A 17,197-nucleotide genomic window follows, 5' to 3' on the forward strand; every position below is an offset into this window, starting at 1 on the left:
TCGATGAAGATTAATGGTCTACATTAGCGTTAACTGGGTATTTTTAGATAATCGAAAAAAGATTATTATGCGTGATGTTTAGATGGAATAATTACACTTTCTGCTGCGTATTGTAATTCTCTATTCGGAATGTCGAATGAATGGTCATCGTTATTATTAATTTCACTTTTATAACCGTTAAAGAACCATTCAATAGGGCACATTAAAATTTCAGAAATATCAAGCAGATGGTCAATTGGGATCTTGTTAACACCATTTTCATACCGCGATATTTGCTGCTGACTTAAATGTAACTTATTTGCTAGATTTGCACCTGACAAGCCTAGCACTTTTCTCCGGTTTTTTATTCTAAGACCAATGACACTATGAATGTCCATATGACATACTCAACTTATTATTAAGGTTATTATCAGTCGTTTTCACTATATATTATATTAAATTACAAGCTGGTTTAAAAGCTAATAATTAAAATTAACGTCAAATTAAAGTATTTAACTTTCAATGATGGTCTTTCATTTTGTGATAGTCACATTCAAAAATTCGACGTTTGTTTCTGTAGTGCCATTTTGAATATTCCGAATTAAAATAACAATAAGAATATCCCGCTAGAATTACGCGGTTAAACCTGTCTGTTTAATAAAATCAACATTTATCTTATTTGTTAGTTAATTGTTTAATATGTTAATTAGATTAGTTGAACCGTTTCATTATGAAACATTGGGGTTGATTTTGGATGGTTTTCATTTTTGTTATCCTATAATTTATTCATTTTAATTCTAAATTAAAATATAAAATCAGGAATTTAAAATGCAATGTATTACTTTTTTGTGAATTAAATTTCAATTAATTTTATTTATTTTTGTTTTTATAATTAAATATAACTAGATTTATTATATTAAATAATAAAAAAGAAATTTCTTTAGCACTACACTAAGTATAAATATCAAGTATACTTAAGTTAACTTAATTCGCTTTATCACTGAGTGTGTGAGGGTAATATGAAACTGTATATCTATGATCATTGTCCATTTTGTGTTCGCGCCAGAATGATTTTTGGCTTAAAAAAAGTTGCGGTAGAAGAAGTGATTTTGTTGGATAACGATATCGAAACCCCAACACGTATGATAGGGCGTAAAATGGTACCTATTCTAGAGAAAGAAGATGGTAGCTATTTACCTGAGAGTTTAGATATTGTGCGCTATATTGACCAATTAAGTGAGCCTCGTTTAGCCGCAGGGGAAATTAGCCCTGAAATTGATAGTTGGTATAAAGCAGTTTCGTCGACGGTATCTAAATTAGTGACACCACGTTTTACTGAATCTGAGTTTCCTGAAATAGCGACGGAAGCGGCTAAAACCGCGTATATCCAGCGTGTTAGCAAGTTTCATGGAGATGATTTATCTGTACTGCGTAAAGAAACGCACACGCTGTTGATTGAGTTAGAGCCGCATATGGATCTATTAGATGTATGGCTAGAAAAGCGTAACAAAGCACTTGTAGATATTAATGATTTTATTATCTTCCCTGTGTTGCGTAGCTTAAGTATTGTGAAAGAAATAGGTTTTAGCACCACAATTCATGACTATATGGACCGCACATCAAAAGCGACAGGAATTAATTTGTTATTCAGCCAAGCCAAATAATATTTAAGCAATACTAATATAGGAAGATAAAAAAACCGCCAAATTAAGAATGGCGGTTTTTTATTTTGCAATAAAAGCAGAATTACTGCATATAATCACTCAAGATATAAACAAGTTTATAATGGCCTTGTGTCAACGTTAAATGATCTTTGGTTAATGTTACTGTTGCACCATTTGTCAGCATACGGTTAATTAAGGTATCCCATCGTGAAAGATCTTCATCTACGCACTCTAATTCTGTTTTACTTAATGTTTTAACTTTTAGTGTTGCATTATTAATTGCACCCATTCCGTTAAAGTCATTACACATAGAGGCAGAGACAAACATTTTTTCACCGAATGAAATGGACGGTGCGGTCTGTTTTTTGGCAATGCGCTGACCATCCACTTCAGTTAAGACAAAATTATGATGCATCAGCTGCTGCTCAAGGGATTGCTGACTACTACCTGCCTTTACCTGATGGGTTTGGCAAGCTGCAAGTAACAACCCAAAGAGCGTTAGAGGGATCAATCTTTTCATGATGCGAGATCCTGCTAAGGCTTCACAACGTTCGGGCAATTTTCGCCACGACTGATTTGTTGAATATTACTCAGTGTTGTTAAGCTGATACTTGTTAAGGCTTCTTCGGTTAAAAACGCCTGATGGCCGGTAAATAATACGTTATGACAAGAAGATAATCGGCGGAAGATATCATCTTGAATTACATCATTAGATTTATCTTCAAAGAATAGATCTCTTTCATTCTCATACACATCCATACCTAATGCGCCAATTTTTTGGGATTTGAGCGCATTAATCGCGGCAGCCGAATCGACTAAAGCTCCACGGCTGGTATTGATGATCATTACGCCTGATTTCATGCGATTAAACGCGTTTTCATCCAGCAAATGGTGGTTTTCCGGTGTTAAAGGACAGTGCAGAGAGATAACATCGGATTCTCGATACAAGGTGTCTAAATCGACATATTCGGCACCCAGATCAAGGACGGCTTGGCTTGGGTATGGGTCATGAGCCAGTAGGCGCATTCCAAACCCTTTTAAAATTCGTAATGTGGCTTGACCAATTTTACCTGTACCAATAATGCCCGCAGTGCGGTTATGCATGTTAAAGCCAGTTAGGCCTTCGAGAGAAAAGTTAGCATCTCGAGTACGTTGATACGCGCGATGAATACGGCGATTCAAGCATAGCATCATGCCAACAGCATGTTCTGCAACAGCTTCAGGAGAATAAGCAGGAACGCGAACGACTTGAATTCCCAACTCATGGGCTGCATCTAAATCAACATTATTAAAGCCAGCGCAGCGTAACGCGAGAATATGCACATCGAGAGCCGCGAGCTCTTCCAGCACAGCACGGTTTGCTTCATCATTAACGAAAATGCAAACTGCGTCAGCACCGACGGCATTTTTAGCTGTCTGAACCGTTAATGGAAAATCAAAGTATTCAATATTAAAATTAAACTCTGATTGTTGGTTGACCTGTTCCATATGTTTGCGATCATACTGTTTGGTGCTATAGGAAACAATTTTCATCAGAGGAACTCCATAATTTATAGGAACCAATAAATGACAAAGTGTAGGTAAAATAAACAAACCTACAAAAATATGCGTTCAGAATAAGACAATTAGTGATGTAAATCACCTCTAAATTAAGAAAATATCTTACTGTTTACGTTTGATTTTCGTTTGCTCACTATCTTTAACAAAGACGGCCATTTTTAGTGTTAAAATAATGCCATTGTTAAGTTTTATTTTTCTTCTTTTACAGAATAGATTGGTTTTAAAGAACAAAGAACGTTAAGGAGCAGCGTGAAAATTTGCATTATTGGTATATCAGGAGCAGGGAAAACAACGCTCGCTCAAAAGTTATCGGAAGAATTTAATCTCCCTGCATATGGCTACGATGACATTTATTGGAATAAAACCCAAATGGAGTACGTTAAAAATACGCCGGAAACCATGAACTCACTGATTTCGGAGATAAAATCTAAAGAAAGGTGGATAATGGAAGGCTCTTATGACAAGCGTTTAGCGCCTTTTTTTGTCGATTGCTCATTAATCATTCGGCTCAACATTCCTTACCGAGTTTGCGCTTTTCGGATCATTAAACGCTTTTTAATATCGCAATTAAAGGGCATGCGACCAAAAGAAACCTTGATGAATACGTTAGAACTGCTGCGTTTTGCTAAACACTTTGATCAGCGATTGGATGAGTTTTTTGCAGCTAATCCGATATTTGCCGAGAAAGTGAAATTTGCACATGATACACCATCATGTTTTCGTGAAATTGCCAACTATACAGCATCACATATTCACTAAGAACTGACTGAAAATAATGAAGTAACGGAGTGAACACATAGGGTTAAGTTGTTCATTTCTGCTTTAAAAGATTAGAATATATTTATCTGAATGGAGATAGTTATTATGGAAATGACCTACATCGCAATGCAAGTCGTTGAACTGCTCGTTCCAATGCATCCTTTCGCTTTATTTTCATCCATATCATCAATGATATTTATCGCTGCTTCATGAAGATGATGCTCAGAGAATATTCATGAAACGGGCAATAAAAATACTGTTTTTCTTATTAGGGGTGAGTGTTGTGCTCCTAATCATATTATGGTCAACATTAACCCGTTGGGCGCCCATTGTTGCGAGTCATTTTTTACCGCCGCCAGTGACGCTGTCACTTTCTGAGCCACAACTTGTTAATCATCAAATTAGATTCCCGAGTGTGGGATTAAGTGCAAATAATTGTTCTCTTGTCACAGTAACGGATGCCAGAATCTCTTTTTTCCCGATTAGAGCCAAAATTGATGGGCTTGATGTTAATGCGGAATGTTTGGATAGCATCAAAACGAGTGAGGAGTCACCAAGTTCTCCTATCAATATCACCGAGATACTGGATGCACTCCCTCAATTTTCACTCGTCATTGATAAAATCACACTGCATTCTTGGGAACAATATCAAGGGAGTTTATGGTTACGCAGTACCGCTGATTCTCCACTTATGTTGGATTATCAGGGGGAAAATGTACGGGTTTCTTCTTTTGTTAATTCACAAAATCAACTGATTGTGCAGCAATTTTCGGCAACATTACCTCAGAGCACATTAGCGTTAGAAGAGTTGCAAACACTGGATCAACGTAAGCCACAAGAAGAGCCTCAACATATTGAATTAACCGCGCAATTGGCTTTACCTCTGACGACGGCTCAACTGCCCGAAACGGGAGATATCGAAGCGCAATTTAAGCTTATTGAGTTAAATAAACGCTTAAATACAAAATTGCATTGGCAGCGCGACCAAGGATTGCTGACTGTGACGGATCTTGAGCAGCAAAAAGAATTATTCCATCTTCCATGGCAGGTTTCATCATCACAAGTGATCGTAACGGATGGTCAATGGCGCTGGGATGATGCACAAGTTCCACTTCATGGTGGAATTGCATTTCAAATTGATAACTGGAATCAAGCCTTGAGTGAGTTTGTGGTTTCAGGACGTTTGAACATGTTGACTGATGCAAAAAAAGGAAAAGCTAACTTAGTTCTTACCCTTGAACCTAGCCGTATCAATCTCCTCGATGCAAATATTGATTTTAGACTCAACGGTCAAGTGAAATACGATGACATGGTGCTGGATATCAATTTGCCAGCAAAAATTGCAGGTCAGTTGGTTTCACCCACCGTTGTATTTATGCCCGGCTCATTAATGAGAGCCTATGGGCAGGTTTCACCGACAATTCTGTTACGGGAAATACGCTTACCTTTGGCGGGTACGCGTTTAAATGCCGACGGAATTTCGGGGCGCTTACAAGCGATTTTAAAAGTAAAAGAACAGTACTGGGGGGATTTTGATATTCACCTCGATGGTAGCGCGAATAAGTTTAATATTGATAAAGGTAAATGGTTCTGGAATTACTGGGGAAATGCTCAGCTACCCGCGTTAGCCGCTCGTTGGGATGTGAAAGGTAACGGTAATTGGCAAGATACACAATTAACGCTCAATAGTTTAAATACGGGATTTGACCAAATTAAATATGGTTTACTCTCCATGTCTGCTCCACGCCTTAAATTGACATCGCCACTGGTTTGGCAGAGAGACCCAGCAAAAGCTGATTTTTATGGCGCATTGCAATTAACTAGTAATCGAATGTTATTTGGTGCTGACAGCTATTTACCTAAAATTACGGCGAATGCAGAACTTAAAGGTACATCCCCAGCCAGTTTTCAGTTAAAAGGGGATTTAAGTACTAGGCAAGTAGGACCTATCGTGATATTTGGGCGCTGGGACGGTGAACGTCTGCGTGGTGAAGCACGTTGGCCAGAGCAGTCAGTGAAAGCATTTCAAACATTAATTCCGAAAGACCTAAATATTGAATTACGGGAGGGTAAACTATTTTCTCAAGCCGCTTTTTCCATGACTCCAGAAAATGGTTTTATTGCTGGTGGGCATTGGCGAGTGCAAAATACGAGCTTATGGATGAAGGATGGTGAGCTTAATGGTTTGGATTTTGTCTTGCCGTGGAAATTACATAATAGTACGTGGACATTAGGTGAAAAATCGCCCGTTGAATTACGAATAAAACATGTCTCGAACTTATTCGAATTCACCGATATCAAAGCGGATTTATCGGGAACATATCCTCCAACGGAAACGCATCCGATCCAACTGAGTAATGTTGGATTTAAAATGTTAGGTGGTGAAATTAATCTCGATTTACTTCGTTGGCCACAAAATAAACCCGCGACGATAAGTGTCCACCAAGTGGAACTTAGCGAGTTATTCACAAAACTAAAAGTCTCACAATTTGCTGTTTCTGGTCGAGTAAATGGCGAGTTGCCATTTTACCTGAATAACCCTGATTGGATTATTAAAGGGGGATGGATGGAAAATAGTGGGCCTTTGACATTACGCTTAGATACCAATTTTGTGGAGTCTATCGCCAAAGATAATATTTCAGCGGGATCGGCAATTGGTTGGCTACAATATCTTGAGATTCAACGCAGTCGTACGGATGTGAATGTTACCAACTTGGGATTACTCACCATGTCGACTATTCTTGAAGGATATAACACCAAAGAAGCCAAGAAACGTGAAGTTCACTTAAATTATCACCATCAAGAGAATATTTTTCAGTTATGGCGTAGCTTACGTTTTGGCACTGGCTTAGAAGAATGGCTTGAAAAGAATATATAGAAGAGAAAAGGACTAACGTGAAAACATTAAAATTGATCATGATGATGGCAATGGCATCGCTATTAACGGCATGTTTACGCGTAGAAGTCGCTACGCCAGATAAGCCAATTAACATCAATATGAATGTTAAGATTGAACATGAAATCCAAATTAAAGCTGACCGACAAGTCGAAGAGTTATTGAAAGAAAACAGCGATCTATTCGGTGAGGTACCTGCAAAATGATGAACTGGTTTAAAGTCGTCACGTTATGTTCCACATTAAGCATATTTTCTGCATTTGCTCTGACTGTGGAAGAAGGTAAAACTCACGGTCTGATAGGGGAAACCTTATCAGGATATTTGGCGGTAATTGACCAAAGTAGTGCAGATGCAAAGCAATTGGTTGAACATATCAATACTGAAAGAAAAAACCGATATACAGAAATTGCAGATAAAAATGGGCTTAAAACCAACGATGTCGCAAGAATGGCAGGGCAAAAATTGGTTGAACGTGCACCCGCGGGAGAATATGTACGCGGTATTAATGGGCAATGGATGCTGAAAAAATAAAAATGCGCACTATTTTTAATTTTAGATGAAATAAGTGCGCATTATTTTCGATGCTAAATTAAGAACCAGCAGTAAAGCGTTATTTAACGAGGCATACTGTTAAGCAATCAGTGAATCAATATGGTTTTTCGCATGTGATTGCGCTTTCTCTGCTGATTCAGCGCCTAACGAGGTGCCTTCCGCGAAAACAAACTCAATGTTTTTAATGCCAATGAAATTCAAAAATAGGGTGATGTAAGGCACCATGATATCCGTTGGTGTATCTTTATAAATCCCGCCTCGGCTAGTCAGAACATATGCACGCTTATTGGTTAATAGCCCCACAGCACCTTGTTCGGTATATTTAAAGGTATGACCAGATCGAGCGATAAAATCAAAGTAATGTTTCAGCTGAGAAGGCACTGAAAAATTGTACATCGGTGCGGTGATCACTAAAACATCGCTTTGTTTAATCTCATCAATGAGTTGATTTGATAGGTTTAAATGTGCTTGTTGCTGCTCAGTTTTAGTGTCAGTAGGTGCAAAAGCTGCTAAAATTTCGCCATCAATCGCAGGGATCGGCTGGTTAACTAAATCTCGAACTATAAATTCATCATCGGGATTTTTTTCTTGCCACTGTTGTACAAAATAATCAGCCATTTTATTGCTGTGTGAATAATCTGCCAAAATGCTTGATTTCAATAGTAGTACTTTACTCATTATTTTCCTCGAAACTCATGTGTCTATCTCATCAGATAATGATGATACTCGGTATGTGGCAGATTAATAGGAAGAAATTTAGAAGTCATACTTCAAAAAAACTGATGGTATTTGTATGAAATAACTAAAATCATAAAATAAACCTAAATATTATCTTTAGCCACCACATGATTATAGGTTGATGAGTGGCGTTATAATGAATTGAAAAATAAGGATTTAAGAATGGATTCCATTCTATCAGCATTACATGCTGACATTGAACAAACATCACTGCGTGATCAATGGCAACTGAAGAAACGCCTTCACGGCATCTCAAAAATACAAGATCAAAAATCTCGTATGGCAGTTATCGAAGTCATCAAAGGGGATATTGAAAAGGCAAAACAGAAGGTTGAGAAAAAACGTCTGAATATGCCGAAAATTGTTTACCCTGAAAACTTACCAGTTAGCCAAAGAAAACAAGCTATTTTTGATGCGATTAATCAGCATCAAGTGGTGATCATTGCTGGTGAAACGGGGTCAGGTAAAACCACGCAGATCCCTAAAATTTGCTTGGAGCTGGGCCGTGGCGTGAAGGGCTTTATTGGTCATACTCAGCCAAGAAGATTAGCGGCTCGCTCAGTGGCTTCGCGACTTGCACAAGAGTTAGAGTGTGAGCTAGGTACAAATGTCGGTTATAAAGTCCGCTTTAGTGACCAAGTGAGCGATACCACCCAAGTTAAATTAATGACGGATGGTATTTTACTGGCGGAATTGCAGAATGATAAATTGCTATTGCAATATGACACAATTATTATCGATGAAGCCCATGAGCGCAGTTTAAATATTGATTTTATTTTAGGTTATTTACGTCAATTATTGCCTAAGCGCCCTGATTTAAAAGTCATTATTACATCAGCGACGATTGATCCAGAGCGATTCTCTCGACACTTCGGTCATGCGCCAATTGTTGAAGTTTCAGGGCGAACATACCCAGTTGAAGTGCGTTATCGCCCAATTATGGGGGACGATAATGACAGCGAACGCGACCAAATTGACGGTATTATCGATGCAGTTAATGAGCTAGGGCGTGAAAGTGCCGGCGATATTCTGATTTTTATGAGTGGTGAGCGAGAAATTCGTGACACCGCTGATGCACTATCCAAACTACAGCTGCGCCATACGGAAGTCTTACCGCTATTTGCACGGTTATCTAACAGTGAGCAAAACCGAATTTTCCATCCTCATGGTGGTCGCCGAATTATTCTCGCAACGAACGTGGCAGAAACCTCACTGACGGTTCCGGGGATCAAGTATGTGATTGATACGGGTTATGCACGTATCAGCCGTTATAGTTATCGCACCAAGGTACAACGCTTACCGGTCGAAGCGATTTCACAAGCCTCTGCCAATCAGCGTAAAGGGCGATGTGGCCGTGTTTCGGACGGTATCTGTATCCGCTTGTATTCTGAAGAGGATTTCTTATCTCGACCGGAGTTCACCGATCCTGAAATCCTAAGAACCAACCTGGCGTCGGTCATTTTACAGATGACCTCAATCGGACTTGGGGATATTGCGGCATTTCCATTCGTTGAAGCACCGGATAAGCGTAATATTCAAGATGGTGTCAAATTACTGGAAGAGCTTGGTGGGATCCAACCTCACAAAGATGCAGATAAAGGTTATCGATTAACCGATATCGGACGCCAGCTAGCACAGCTCCCCGTTGACCCGCGTTTAGCGCGAATGGTGATTGAAGCCAGAAAGTATGGCGCGGTACGCGAAACAATGGTGATCGTTTCGGCATTATCGATTCAAGATCCCCGCGAAAGACCGCTTGATAAACAGCAAGCTTCTGATGAAAAACATCGACGTTTCCATGATAAGCAATCGGATTTTCTGGCATTTTTAAATCTGTGGGATTATTTAAAACAGCAGCAAGAAGAATTATCTAACGCACAATTTAGAAAAATGTGCCGTCAGGATTTCCTTAATTATTTGCGAATTCGCGAGTGGCAAGATCTCTACACGCAGTTGCGTCAAGTCGTGAAAGAACAAGGGTTTGCTATCAACAGTGCTCCAGCAGATTTTCGCAGTATTCATGTCTCGCTATTGGCAGGGTTGCTCTCACATATCGGCCAGAAAGACGCTGAAAAACACGAGTTTACGGGAGCGCGAAATGCGCGATTTACTATTTTCCCAGGTTCTGGTTTATTCAAAAAACCACCGAAGTGGACGATGGTTGCTGAACTGGTTGAAACATCAAAGTTGTGGGGGCGGATTGCGGCTTCGATTGATCCTGAATGGATTGAACCTCTAGCTGAGCATTTAGTGAAACACCACTATAGCGAACCCCATTGGTCAAAATCAGAAGGTGCTGTCACAGCATCGGAAAAAGTGACTTTATACGGGTTACCGATTGTTGCTTCACGCCAAGTCAATTATGGCTCTATTGATCCATTATTATGCCGCGAACTCTTTATTCGTCATGCACTGGTGGAAGGTGACTGGAATACCCGTCACGCGTTCTTTAGAGCTAACCTAAAACTGTTATCAGAAGTAGAAGATCTGGAACACAAATCACGTCGCCGTGACATTTTAGTGGATGACGAAACGCTATTTGCATTTTATGACCAGCGTATCCCGAATGATGTGATTTCCTCTCGCCATTTTGATAAATGGTGGAAGACTGTATCAAAACAGCAACCGGATTTGCTCAGTTTCGAAAAAAATATGCTGATCAAAGAAGATGCAGGAAATGTATCGGCGCTTGATTACCCGAATTATTGGCATCAAGGCGATCTTAAATTCCGTTTAAGCTACCAGTTTGAACCAGGCACTGATGCCGATGGAGTCACCGTTCATATCCCATTAGCTATTTTGAATCAGGTGCAAAATGTGGGCTTTGACTGGCAAGTACCGGGTCTGCGCCATGAATTAATCGTTGCGTTAATCAAATCATTGCCTAAACCTATCCGTCGTAATTTTGTGCCTGCACCAAACTATGCATCTGCATTTTTGGAGCGAGTTTCGACCCCAGAAGGCAGCGTGTTAGATAAACTAGAACGTGAACTGCGCCGAATGACGGGGGTTACGGTCGAGCGTGAAGCTTGGCAGTTAGACCAACTTCCAGTACATTTAAAAATGACCTACCGAGTGGTGAATGACAAAAATAAAACTGTCGCGGAAGGGCAAGATCTGGATGTCTTAAAAGATAGCCTTAAGGAAAAAGTGCAAGAAACACTGTCCGAGGTTGTGGATGATGGTATTGAACAAAGTGGCTTGCATATTTGGAGTTTCGGAGAGTTGCCACAACGTTATGAACAAAAACGCGGAGGATATTCAGTTAAAGCCTATCCAGCGTTAGTGGATGAAAAGAACAGTGTGGGGATCCGTGTTTTTGAAACCGAATTTGAACAACAGCAAGCAATGTGGGGCGGAATTCGGCGATTATTACTCTTGAATATTCCATCGCCAATCAAATATTTGCATGAAAAGCTGCCGAATAAATCCAAATTGGGGCTCTATTTTAACCCTTACGGTAAAGTGCTTGAGCTAATTGATGACTGTATCGCGTGCGGTATTGATCAGCTGATTGCAACTTATGGCGGCGCGGTATGGACTGAAGAGCAGTTCGAATCATTGAAAGAGTATGCGAGAGCGGAATTGAACGATGTGGTTGTGAATATCGCCAAGCAAGTTGAGCAAATCTTAACGGCTGTATTTGCTATCAATAAACGGTTGAAAGGCCGCGTTGATTTTTCGATGGCGCTCGCATTGTCTGATCTCAAAGCTCAAATGTCAGGATTGGTATTTAAAGGGTTTGTGACAGAGCAGGGCTGGAAGCGATTACCGGATATTTTGCGTTACTTAAACGGAATTGAACGTCGATTGGAAAAGTTAGCCATCGATCCAAATCGTGACCGTGCTCAGATGAGCAAAGTTGAACACGTACAAACCATGTGGCAGCAGTGGATGAGTAAACTAACGCCACTACAAAAGCAGTTACCGGAAGTACAGGAAGTTCGCTGGATGATTGAAGAGTTACGAGTGAGTTTATTCGCTCAACAGCTTGGAACGCCATACCCGATATCGGATAAACGGATCATTCAAACCATGGAAAGTTTAACGCAGCAACTATAGCTAGGGGTCAATGATAGCGTTAGGCTGGGATAATTTATTGTTTAATAAGATAAAAATGTGCGATGTGGTAACGGTACCGCTCGCGCATTTTTTATTGTGAAATTATTAATTACGGATAAGCTTTACTACCCAATCTCATTTTAGTTACAACATACTAATGATTTTTACCATTCCTACATTAACAACTGAGTTGTCTGCAATATATTTGCCTTGCTAGCGTGGTTTGGGGCTTATCGTTTTTTGAATTTCTGTATTAGTGAATAGTCATTCAAAAACTACATCACCAAAAGGATGATAATTGTAAAAAGCGAGGAGGTTGGTCAGGGGAAAAGAAGATAATACAAAGCGAGCTAAATTCAATACGTTAAATTTAGCTCGCGACTAAAGAGCGGGATTAAGCTAATAGGGAATATAACGCTGGCACTGAGGCTATTGCAATTCCAAATGCTAAGATTTTCTCTATTAACTTCAGTGGGGCTTTTGCTGTTTGCTGTGAACGGGCATACAGAAAAATAATGATCCCCGGCGCATACAGCACTACAGAGAGCATTAAGTTAATCAATCCAGATGCGTACAACAGCCATAATCCATAGACAGCAGCAACAAAACCAACCGCGAGCAGGGCTTTGCTATGACGTTGATAAGCAACTTTGACTAAAAAGGCACCGACTAAAAAGTAAGGAACCAAAATCATCTCTGAAGCGATAGTCAGCAGAGTATTGTAGTTACTGCCACTTAACCAAATTAGCACTAATGATAGTTGAACTGCACCGTTGGTGAACCATAACGAGGAAGATGGTGCATCATTCTTATTTAATTTATTGAAAATTTTAGGGAATGATTGGTATTGTGCGGCAATATACGGAACTTCAGCGGCCATAATTGTCCAGCTCAAATACGCGCCACAAACAGAGATAATCAAACCTGCGGCAATAATGATGTCACCGCTAGAGCCAATTAAAGAGACCATTAAAGTCGCCATCGACGGGTTTTTAATCTCAGCCAGATCGGCACGAGGCATGATCCCAAGAGATAGTAGAGTGACAAGAATATAGATAATTAATGCGGAGCTTACCGCAAAAATGGTAGCTAGACCGACATCTCGGCGGTTTTTCGCCCGAGCGGAGACGACGACCGCCCCTTCAATACCAATAAAGACCCACAGAGTGATCAGCATGGTGTCTTTTACTTGTTCCCAAACGGGAATGCCAAGGTCAATACCGCTAAAATCGGCATCAAAAATATCGAGCTTGAAGGCAAAGAATGCGAGTACGATAAATAACCCAAGAGGGACTAATTTCGCCATCGTGGCGAGTTTGTTGATCCCCGCCGCAGTTTGCACACCGCGAAGAACTAAGTAATGCACAACCCACAGTAAGATAGATTCACCGATTAGAGCTTGCCAAGTATTACCATCGCCAAACACAATGTTATCCGGTGTATCGGTGAAGAAGCTGATCGCAGCAAAGACAATCACTAAATAGGAAACGTTGGCGACAACAGCACACAACCAATAGCCCCATGCAGAACAAAAGCCAATAAACTCACCAAATCCTACTTTTGCATAAGTAAATATTCCGCCATCCAGGTCAGGACGAATTCTGGAAAGGAGTAAAAGAGAGAATGCAAGAAATAAGATCCCTACGCCCGTGATGGACCAGCCGATGATTAATGCTAATGGGCTTGCCACTTCAGCCATATTCTGAGGAAGGCTAAATACACCAGCACCAACCATTGAGCTAAGAACTAGCGCGGTGAGTGCAGTAAGGCTTAATGTATTTTTCAATGTATATCCTGGTTGTTGTGCAATCAAAAGTTAAAATCACGTTAAGATAGCAATGCTATAAATGGATTCACTGTCACAGCTTTTAAATCCAGTTGGATCACCTGCTAAATTAGAGTGTGGATTCTACGAATGAAATGCGCCAGATGCAATGGGAAAATATGCATAGAACAAGATGTTTTATTCACTTTCGCTATTTATGGTAAATAGGCTCACATTTTATAAAGTGCTAATTTGAGCTGTTCAGGAATAGGTATCAGGAAGTAGGGCAATGCAAACAAAAAAAGCCAGCTTAATATTTAAGCTGGCTTTCATAATAAAGTAGAGCTATCGACTATTTGAACAGGTCTGCACTGATGGTGACGCTGCCACCATTCGACTGCCATTCACGAGTGATATGGTAGTATTTTGCACCTTTAGCTTCTGCACGTTTGGCGATTTGATAACGAACTTCTGGGGTATTAGTGTAATAACCGGAGAAAGTAATGGAATCAAATGGAACCATCATGGCTGCTGCTGTTTTGTTCACTTCTTCAATGACATAACCACTTGGTAATGTCACGCTAGTACGACCCGGCTGGCTTGAGGACGTTTCGAAGAAACGACCAACAGCTTCGGTTGGTTCTTCTGAGCTTGCAACGCCAGGGATCAGAACTTTATCAGCAGCTTCACCACCCTGCGCTAATAACGCACGACCCGCCTCTGAATCAGCAGGAACAACTGCTTCTTCTTTTTGAATTTGGCGCTTAGGTGCATCTTTCTTATAGATATATGCGGTTGCTAAAGTGTTACCACCGTCATTCATGGCTACGTTGCGAACCACATAAAATGAGGCTGCATCTTTTTCTTTGGCTTTTTTCGCGATTGCTTCGTATAAGTCCGGTTCAGATGGGTAGAAACCACTTACAGTGACGGCATCAAAAGGCTGATACACTTTTGCGTCCGCTTTAGACATTTCTTCAACACCACCGAAAACTCGGCGAGCAGATTCTTCACGTTTTGATGCATCTTTTGCGTACACATCAGCAACAACACGCATGTTGCCACTGTCACCTATATCATCAAGGCTTTGAATGTAAAAGGCATAAGCCCCCATCTTATCAGCCCTACGGGAAACTGCATCGGATGCTTCATAGATAGCATTAAAACGCCCAGTGACGGTTATACGCTCATAAGGTTGTAATTCGGTAGCCTGTTTTGGCGTTAATTCAACAGCCGCCTGTGTAGCGGTTATACTAGTTAATGATAGCACCGCGGCTGCGATGACCGTAGTTTTCAGCTTCATACAAAATCCTTCCGCCTTGCGCAATTTATTATAAACATGCTGAATAATAGTTGTAACACATGGCGGTGATTATTACACGTAACTGCCCATGTTGTCGCACTATTTTATTTTTATAAGACACAAATAATGATTGACTAGTCAAATTTACCAGTTTTTTTAAAGTATCCAGTATTTTATTGACCTAAAACTAAGATTTCCACGGTGAATTCCATTTACTGTCTTAGAATCGTGATCAATTATGGATCAATAAGGCTAATTTCAGTAGGTTATTAGAACATTTTACATCTGTTCAACGACAAAATAGGACTTTTCCTTTTGATAAGGCAGTCATTTTTTTGGCGAATAACCTACAACATAGATTACTTCGAGCTTTAAAAAGGGAATATTATGCGAATTGGTATACCAAGAGAACGACTTGCCAATGAAGCGCGTGTTGCCGCTACACCATCAACAGTCACCCAATTGTTAAAATTGGGTTTTTCGGTGTGTGTTGAGCAAAATGCGGGACATTTAGCAAGTTTTGATGATGCAGCTTATGAGCAAGCTGGTGCAGAAATTGTCTCTCGTGAGAGCGCATTTTCTGCGGATATTGTGTTTAAAGTGAATGCACCATTGTCGGACGAAATTCCTTTATTAAAAGAAGGGGCGACTTTAGTCAGCTTTATTTGGCCGGCGCAGAACCCTGAGTTAATGGAGGCATTAAAAGCCCGTAATATCAACGTAATGGCAATGGATGCAGTGCCGCGTATCTCTAGGGCGCAATCGCTTGATGCATTGAGCTCAATGGCAAATATCGCCGGTTACCGCGCGATTGTGGAAGCAGCTCATGAGTTTGGACGCTTCTTCACCGGACAAATTACTGCTGCTGGTAAAGTACCGCCAGCAAAAGTGATGATCATCGGTGCGGGTGTGGCGGGCCTGGCTGCGATAGGTGCAGCAGGTAGCTTAGGCGCAATTGTTCGCGCATTTGATACTCGCCCTGAAGTGAAAGAGCAAGTTCAAAGTATGGGTGCTGAGTTCCTCGAATTAGATTTTAAAGAGGATGCGGGGAGTGGAGATGGTTACGCGAAAGTGATGTCTGAAGCCTTTATTAAGGCAGAAATGGCGCTATTTGCTGCACAAGCAAAAGACGTGGATATCATTGTAACGACAGCGCTTATTCCGGGTAAACCTGCGCCAAAATTGATCACCAAAGAGATGGTTGAATCAATGAAGCCAGGCAGTGTGGTGGTTGATCTTGCTGCACAAACGGGCGGTAACTGTGAGCTGACTCAAGCGGATAAATTGGTTGTCACCGATAATGGTGTCAAAATCATCGGTTACACCGATTTACCAAGCCGTTTACCAACGCAATCATCTCAGCTATATGGTACTAACCTTGTTAACTTGATGAAGCTGTTATGCAAAGAAAAAGATGGCGAAATCACGATTGATTTTGATGATTTAGTCATTCGCGGCGTTACGGTTATCAAGCAAGGCGAAATCACCTGGCCAGCACCGCCAATTCAAGTTTCAGCTCAGCCACAAGCGAAGCCGAAAGCCGTTGAAAAGGTGAAAGCGCCAGAGAAAAAGATGTCACCGGTAACCAAAATGGCGCTGATGGCACTGGCTATCATCTTGTTTGGATGGTTCGCCAACTCAGCTCCAGCCGAGTTTTTATCGCACTTTACCGTCTTTGCGCTGGCTTGTGTGGTGGGATACTACGTGGTGTGGAACGTCACCCATGCGCTGCATACCCCGTTGATGTCGGTCACTAACGCCATCTCAGGGATTATTGTTGTTGGTGCATTGCTGCAAATTGGCAGCGGTGGCTGGGTAAGTTTCTTATCCTTTATTGCGATCTTGATCGCAAGCATCAATATTTTCGGTGGGTTCACAGTAACTCAACGTATGTTAAAAATGTTTCGTAAGGGATAAG

Annotated in this window: 13 protein-coding genes; 7 read left to right on the plus strand and 6 right to left on the minus strand. The window is 40.7% G+C overall.

Features of this window, described 5'->3' with window-relative positions:
* Window positions 1-65: 65 nt before the first annotated feature.
* Window positions 66-377 carry a helix-turn-helix domain-containing protein gene (locus GKR61_RS03840; RefSeq protein WP_154639557.1) on the minus strand — a complete coding sequence of 104 codons (312 nt, stop codon included), beginning with the start codon at window positions 375-377 and terminating at the stop codon, window positions 66-68.
* A 621-nt stretch (window positions 378-998) separates the two neighbouring features.
* Between GKR61_RS03840 and grxB the strand changes: the two genes are divergently transcribed.
* Window positions 999-1,643, plus strand: coding sequence for a glutaredoxin 2 (gene grxB / locus GKR61_RS03845; RefSeq protein WP_036948175.1), 645 nt, complete (start codon window positions 999-1,001; stop codon window positions 1,641-1,643).
* 82 nt (window positions 1,644-1,725) lie between these two features.
* Here grxB and GKR61_RS03850 read toward each other — a convergent pair whose 3' ends face one another.
* Window positions 1,726-2,163 carry an META domain-containing protein gene (locus GKR61_RS03850; RefSeq protein ID WP_108478170.1) on the minus strand — a complete coding sequence of 146 codons (438 nt, stop codon included), beginning with the start codon at window positions 2,161-2,163 and terminating at the stop codon, window positions 1,726-1,728.
* Window positions 2,164-2,177: 14 nt separating this feature from the next.
* Window positions 2,178-3,176 (minus strand): 2-hydroxyacid dehydrogenase, encoded by a 999-nt coding sequence (locus GKR61_RS03855; RefSeq protein ID WP_036948169.1) that lies wholly within the window; start codon window positions 3,174-3,176, stop codon window positions 2,178-2,180.
* Between the two features lie 276 nt (window positions 3,177-3,452).
* On the opposite strand from GKR61_RS03855, the gene GKR61_RS17660 reads away from it, so the two are divergent.
* The 4 genes from GKR61_RS17660 to GKR61_RS03875 all read left to right on the plus strand — a co-directional run bounded on the left by GKR61_RS17660 (window position 3,453) and on the right by GKR61_RS03875 (window position 7,390).
* Window positions 3,453-3,962 carry an AAA family ATPase gene (locus GKR61_RS17660; RefSeq protein WP_230083116.1) on the plus strand — a complete coding sequence of 170 codons (510 nt, stop codon included), beginning with the start codon at window positions 3,453-3,455 and terminating at the stop codon, window positions 3,960-3,962.
* Window positions 3,963-4,197: 235 nt separating this feature from the next.
* A complete protein-coding gene (locus GKR61_RS03865; protein ID WP_154639558.1) occupies window positions 4,198-6,840 on the plus strand; it encodes a YdbH family protein in 2,643 nt (880 codons plus the stop codon).
* 38 nt (window positions 6,841-6,878) lie between these two features.
* Complete coding sequence (locus GKR61_RS03870) at window positions 6,879-7,064, plus strand: YnbE family lipoprotein (RefSeq protein ID WP_036948339.1); 186 nt, start codon at window positions 6,879-6,881, stop codon at window positions 7,062-7,064.
* Window positions 7,061-7,390 carry a YdbL family protein gene (locus GKR61_RS03875; RefSeq protein WP_154599296.1) on the plus strand — a complete coding sequence of 110 codons (330 nt, stop codon included), beginning with the start codon at window positions 7,061-7,063 and terminating at the stop codon, window positions 7,388-7,390. Before GKR61_RS03870 ends, GKR61_RS03875 begins: the two co-directional genes overlap by 4 nt.
* Before the next feature lie 99 nt (window positions 7,391-7,489).
* On the opposite strand, the gene GKR61_RS03880 is transcribed toward GKR61_RS03875, so the two are convergent.
* Window positions 7,490-8,089 carry an FMN-dependent NADH-azoreductase gene (locus GKR61_RS03880; protein ID WP_036948157.1) on the minus strand — a complete coding sequence of 200 codons (600 nt, stop codon included), beginning with the start codon at window positions 8,087-8,089 and terminating at the stop codon, window positions 7,490-7,492.
* Between the two features lie 222 nt (window positions 8,090-8,311).
* Between GKR61_RS03880 and hrpA the strand changes: the two genes are divergently transcribed.
* On the plus strand, window positions 8,312-12,211 hold the full coding sequence (gene hrpA, locus GKR61_RS03885) for an ATP-dependent RNA helicase HrpA (protein WP_154599295.1): 3,900 nt from the start codon (window positions 8,312-8,314) through the stop codon (window positions 12,209-12,211).
* A 394-nt stretch (window positions 12,212-12,605) separates the two neighbouring features.
* Here hrpA and GKR61_RS03890 read toward each other — a convergent pair whose 3' ends face one another.
* Both GKR61_RS03890 and ydgH read right to left on the minus strand, forming a co-directional pair.
* Complete coding sequence (locus GKR61_RS03890) at window positions 12,606-13,997, minus strand: amino acid permease (protein ID WP_036948151.1); 1,392 nt, start codon at window positions 13,995-13,997, stop codon at window positions 12,606-12,608.
* Between the two features lie 331 nt (window positions 13,998-14,328).
* Entirely contained in the window at window positions 14,329-15,279 is a 951-nt protein-coding gene (ydgH, locus tag GKR61_RS03895) for a DUF1471 family protein YdgH (RefSeq protein WP_036948148.1), read from the minus strand.
* A 387-nt stretch (window positions 15,280-15,666) separates the two neighbouring features.
* On the opposite strand from ydgH, the gene pntA reads away from it, so the two are divergent.
* Window positions 15,667-17,196, plus strand: coding sequence for a Re/Si-specific NAD(P)(+) transhydrogenase subunit alpha (gene pntA / locus GKR61_RS03900; RefSeq protein ID WP_154599294.1), 1,530 nt, complete (start codon window positions 15,667-15,669; stop codon window positions 17,194-17,196).
* Window position 17,197: the final 1 nt, after the last annotated feature.

Origin of the sequence: Providencia sp. wls1916, from assembly GCF_009706585.1 — a bacterium.
Classification (GTDB): domain Bacteria; phylum Pseudomonadota; class Gammaproteobacteria; order Enterobacterales; family Enterobacteriaceae; genus Providencia; species Providencia lanzhouensis.

Excerpts from the sequence above, each read along its gene's own strand:
- hrpA (WP_154599295.1), top strand. The coding sequence starts at position 8,312 with ATGGATTCCATTCTATCAGCATTACATGCTGACATTGAACAAACATCA.
- GKR61_RS03880 (WP_036948157.1), bottom strand. The coding sequence starts at position 8,089 with ATGAGTAAAGTACTACTATTGAAATCAAGCATTTTGGCAGATTATTCA.
- GKR61_RS03840 (WP_154639557.1), bottom strand. The coding sequence starts at position 377 with ATGGACATTCATAGTGTCATTGGTCTTAGAATAAAAAACCGGAGAAAA.
- GKR61_RS03855 (WP_036948169.1), bottom strand. The coding sequence starts at position 3,176 with ATGAAAATTGTTTCCTATAGCACCAAACAGTATGATCGCAAACATATG.
- GKR61_RS03850 (WP_108478170.1), bottom strand. The coding sequence starts at position 2,163 with ATGAAAAGATTGATCCCTCTAACGCTCTTTGGGTTGTTACTTGCAGCT.
- ydgH (WP_036948148.1), bottom strand. The coding sequence starts at position 15,279 with ATGAAGCTGAAAACTACGGTCATCGCAGCCGCGGTGCTATCATTAACT.
- GKR61_RS03865 (WP_154639558.1), top strand. The coding sequence starts at position 4,198 with ATGAAACGGGCAATAAAAATACTGTTTTTCTTATTAGGGGTGAGTGTT.
- pntA (WP_154599294.1), top strand. The coding sequence starts at position 15,667 with ATGCGAATTGGTATACCAAGAGAACGACTTGCCAATGAAGCGCGTGTT.
- grxB (WP_036948175.1), top strand. The coding sequence starts at position 999 with ATGAAACTGTATATCTATGATCATTGTCCATTTTGTGTTCGCGCCAGA.
- GKR61_RS03875 (WP_154599296.1), top strand. The coding sequence starts at position 7,061 with ATGATGAACTGGTTTAAAGTCGTCACGTTATGTTCCACATTAAGCATA.
- GKR61_RS03870 (WP_036948339.1), top strand. The coding sequence starts at position 6,879 with ATGATGATGGCAATGGCATCGCTATTAACGGCATGTTTACGCGTAGAA.